The sequence below is a fragment of the Tissierella sp. genome, from assembly GCF_052089545.1.
Taxonomy (GTDB): Bacteria; Bacillota; Clostridia; order Tissierellales; family Tissierellaceae; genus Tissierella_A.
In genome coordinates, this window is record NZ_JBQDAA010000054.1 from 1 (window position 1) to 4,608 (window position 4,608).

Genomic DNA, 4,608 nt, shown 5'->3' on the forward strand with positions numbered 1-4,608 from the left:
ATAATGTTAGATCGTTAAAAATTAAGTTTTTTAAAGGGGAGAGAGAATTGTCAAAGATTAAAGATAATTTAATAGTAATACTTATATTAGCAGTTATTCTCGGTATGGGTATAGGACTAGTAGTAAATGAAAATATCATTGAAATTATTATGACTTTAAAACATGTTATAGGGCAATTTATATTTTTCTGTGTTCCATTAATAATAATAGGATTTATTACTCCTTCTATTACTGGATTAAAATCAGATGCTAGTAAGATGCTTGGATCTGTTTTAGTGATTGCCTATGCATCTTCTGTTGGAGCAGCTATATTCTCAGCAATTGCTGGATATATAATTATACCAGGGCTTAATATAGTTACAGATCCAGCAGGGCTAAAGGAACTTCCAGAGTTATTGTTACAGCTTGACATACCTCAAATTATGCCTGTTATGTCAGCTTTAGTATTTTCTGTTGTTATGGGCCTTGCTATTATTTGGACAAAATCAAAAGCTATAGAAAACATATTTCAGGAATTTAACAATATTATGATGGCAGTTGTTAAAAAGATGATAATACCTATATTACCACTATTTATTGCTACTACTTTTGCAGGTCTTGCTTATGAAGGTGGAATAACTAAACAACTACCTGTATTTATAAGCGTTATACTTATAGCTTTGGTGGGACACTTTATATGGCTAGGGATACTTTATATGATTGCTGGTGCGATCTCAAAAGAAAATCCAAAAGAAGTATTTAAGTATTATGGGCCAGCATATTTAACAGCTATAGGAACTATGTCTTCAGCAGCTACATTACCAGTTGCCTTAGATTGTGCAAAAAAATCACCTGTTTTAGAAGAAGAAATAATAGATTTTGGTATTCCTATTTGTTCTACAATACATCTTTGTGGATCTGTTATAACAGAAGTATTTTTTGTAATGACAGTATCTCAAGTTCTTTATGGAACACTTCCATCTGTATTAAATATGATTATATTTGTTGTTCTTTTAGGTGTTTTTGCAATAGGAGCACCAGGGGTACCTGGAGGGACTGTTATGGCATCTCTTGGATTAATAACTGGAGTATTGGGTTTTGATGCTTCTGGGGTTGCTTTAATGCTTACTATATTTGCTCTTCAAGATAGTTTTGGAACAGCTTGTAATATAGTGGGAGACGGTGCTATAACACTTATGTTAACAGGAATGTATGGAAAAGAAAAATCAAAAGCTTAAACCTTTAAAATTATAATGGTGTAAAAATAAAATATTCAAAATTATAAAATACTTCCAAAGTAGATAATCTAATTAATTTTAAATTAGAAATTTTACTTGGAAGTATTTTTATAATTATAGCAAAGTAATATATTATAAATCTTTTAAAATCCCTAAATTTGCACATTCTTAGGATATGTCCTATAATATAGAAGGTATAAGAAAAAAACTTGTATCTAGGAATGCTTTGTCAGGGATTCTTAGTTGGACCTTCTTAGCTTGTTTTAATAAATGAATTGGCATTAGCTTCTAAAGAATTTACTATAGGAAGTGAATTCTTATTAGTGAGTATATCAAAAGGTCTAAAAGGGAAGCTGAAGTAGTATAATTATATGAAGGGATAGTGTTAAGATGAATGTAGTATTTATAGTGTTAAATGAAACAGATTATTTAGATGATATATTGGATAGTTTTGTTGAAATAGGTGTAAAAGGAGCTACTATAGTTGATAGTCAAGGTATGGGATCTGCTATGACAAATAGTGGAAGGGGTAAAGATCCATTTTTTGGGGGAATAAGAACTTTTATAGAAAATGCTAGACCTTATAATAAAACTATATTTACAGTTATAGATGACAAGGATTTACTAGATAAGACTGTTGAAACTGTGAAAGAAATCTTAGGTAATATAAACGATCCAGGAGTAGGTATGGTATTTACAATGCCAGTTGGAAATGTTTATGGTATATAAATATGGAGATAGATAAAATCTAAAATAAAACTTTTATCTTAGATAAACCAATCTTTTTAAAGCTCTATATTTGAACATTAATGTAAAGTGTCTTATAATGAGTAGGATAGAAATTTATTATTATGTGGAGGAATGATCTTTTTGGATTTGATATTTAAATTAAGTGTTATTGTTTTTATAGGACTTGCTGGTGCCCGGCTTGCAAATTACCTAAAATTACCAAATATTTCAGGATATGTAATAGGGGGTCTCCTTATAGGACCTTCTTTTTTTAATCTTATAAAAACATCAGATATCGATAGTCTTTCCATGTTAAATGAGATTGCACTGGGAGCTATAGCATTTAGCATAGGAAATGAATTCTTATGGGAGGATATGAAAAAAGTTGGGAAAAAGATTATGACAATAACTTTATTCCAATTTATAAGTACTATGGTAGTCGTTTTTTTAGCCATGTTTGTAATATTTAGACAAGAATTTAGTTTTAGTCTTGTAATAGCAAGTATTGCAACTGCAACAGCGCCAGCTGGAATACTTCTTGTTATAAGAGAGCTAAGAGCTAAAGGGCCTTTAGTAAATACTATATTACCAGTAGTTGCCATAGATGATGCACTTGGAATTATGTTATTTGGAATATGTTTATCTGTTGCCAAACTTCTTTCTGGTGTAGGAGAATTTTCTTTAATAAAACTTATATCAGCACCTTTAATTGAGATAGGTGGATCTCTAATTATAGGATTTATACTAGGAGTTGTTTTAAGCTATTTATCAACTCATAGCAGATCAGAAGATATACTGTTATCTATAGTGACAGGCTTTATATTTGCTGGTGTAGGACTTGCAAATATACTTAACTTATCACCACTTCTTACATGTATGATGATGAGCGCAACTCTTGTAAACGTATTACCAAAATCTCAAAGGGTATTTAACTTAGTATCTCATATAACACCACCTATTTATCTAATGTTTTTCACATTAGCAGGTTCTAGTTTAGAACTAGGTGTCTTATCAAGTGTTGGATTTGTAGGAGTAGGATATATATTGGCAAGGGCAGGTGGAAAGCTTTTAGGAGCTAATTTAGGAGCTAAGAAGGTGAAAGCTGAAGATGCAGTAGTTAAATATTTAGGTATGAGTTTACTGCCTATTGGAGGGGTTTCTATAGGTCTTGCCGCTATTGTAAAGTCTGAACTTGGGCAAGTTGGTGCTAGAATGTCTACAATTGTATTGTTTAGTGTGCTTGTATTTGAAATAATAGGACCTATATGTACTAAGATAGCAATAGAAAAATCAGGAGAATCAAATAAAGCAAAAAAAATGCAAGCTAATACCAAATAATCATAAATTATTAAATATTTTATAAAAATACAATAATTCCTTAAAGCTCTATATTTGCACATAATATTTTTTAGGTGTATAATAAATTGATAGATATATATATCAATATTATGTAAGGGATGATTATTTTGGATTTACTTTTTAAACTAAGTATTATAGTTTTTGTAGGACTTGCAGGAGGACATCTTGCAAATTATTTTAAATTACCAAATATTTCGGGATATGTAGTAGGTGGACTATTAATAGGACCGTCAATATTAAATCTTGTAAATACTTCTGATATTAATAGTCTTGCCATGTTAAATGAGATTGCATTAGCTGCTATAGCATTTAGCATAGGAAGTGAATTTTTATGGAAAGACATGAAAAAAGTTGGAAAAAAGATTATGACTATCACTTTATTTCAATTTTCAACAACTATGGTAGTTGTTTTTTTATGTATGTTTTTAGTCTTTAGACAAGAATTTAGTTTTAGCCTTGTAATAGCAAGTATTGCAACTGCAACAGCTCCAGCTGGGATACTACTTGTTATAAGAGAGCTAAAGGCTAAAGGACCATTAGTAAATACCATCTTACCAGTAGTTGCCATAGATGATGCACTTGGAATTATGTTATTTGGAATATGTTTATCTGTTGCCAAACTTCTTGCTGGTGTAGGGAAAATCTCTATAATAGAACTTATATCTGCACCTTTAATAGAAATAGGTGGATCTTTAATTATTGGATTTATATTAGGAATCATTTTAAGTTATTTATCAAAGAAAAGTAAAACAGAAGATATACTTATATCAGTAGTTGTAGGTTTTATATTTGCTGGCGTAGGACTTGCAAATATACTTAACTTATCACCACTACTTACATGTATGATGATGAGTGCAACTCTTGTAAATATATTTCCAAAATCTCAGAGAATATTTAGTTTACTAACATACATGACACCGCCTATTTATCTAATGTTTTTCACACTAGCAGGTGCTAGCTTAGATTTAAGCGTCTTATCAAGTGTTGGACTAATAGGAGTGGGATATATACTTTCAAGAGCAGCAGGAAAAGTATTAGGAGGTTATCTAGGAGCTAAAAAGGTAGGATCAGGTGAAATAATAGAAAAATACTTAGGGATGAGTTTATTGCCTATTGGAGGAGTTTCTATAGGACTTGCTGCTATAGTAATGTCAGAGCTTCCTAAAATAGGTGGAAGAGCATCTACAATTGTATTATTTAGTGTACTTGTATTTGAGATAGTGGGACCTGTATGTACTAAGATAGGTATTGTAAAAGCTGGAGAAGAAAATGGAGATACTAGAATAGCAAAATAAAATTCATA

General features: G+C 30.7%; 4 protein-coding genes. All 4 read left to right on the forward strand.

Annotated features, from left to right (window positions below; genetic code table 11):
* Nucleotides 1-47: 47 nt before the first annotated feature.
* The 4 genes from ACTHW2_RS05695 to ACTHW2_RS05710 all read left to right on the forward strand — a co-directional run bounded on the left by ACTHW2_RS05695 (nt 48) and on the right by ACTHW2_RS05710 (nt 4,600).
* Nucleotides 48-1,217 (forward strand): dicarboxylate/amino acid:cation symporter, encoded by a 1,170-nt coding sequence (locus tag ACTHW2_RS05695; RefSeq protein ID WP_442263008.1) that lies wholly within the window; start codon nt 48-50, stop codon nt 1,215-1,217.
* Between the two features lie 390 nt (nt 1,218-1,607).
* Nucleotides 1,608-1,946, forward strand: a complete 339-nt coding sequence (locus ACTHW2_RS05700) for a P-II family nitrogen regulator (protein WP_442263009.1) — start codon at nt 1,608-1,610, stop codon at nt 1,944-1,946.
* A gap of 141 nt (nt 1,947-2,087) precedes the next feature.
* Nucleotides 2,088-3,284: a cation:proton antiporter gene (locus ACTHW2_RS05705; RefSeq protein WP_442263010.1), complete on the forward strand. Its 1,197-nt coding sequence runs from the start codon at nt 2,088-2,090 to the stop codon at nt 3,282-3,284.
* Between the two features lie 128 nt (nt 3,285-3,412).
* Nucleotides 3,413-4,600, forward strand: coding sequence for a cation:proton antiporter (locus ACTHW2_RS05710; protein WP_442263011.1), 1,188 nt, complete (start codon nt 3,413-3,415; stop codon nt 4,598-4,600).
* Nucleotides 4,601-4,608: the final 8 nt, after the last annotated feature.

Coding starts and splice junctions, on each gene's coding strand:
- ACTHW2_RS05700 (WP_442263009.1), top strand. CDS start 1,608: ATGAATGTAGTATTTATAGTGTTAAATGAAACAGATTATTTAGATGAT.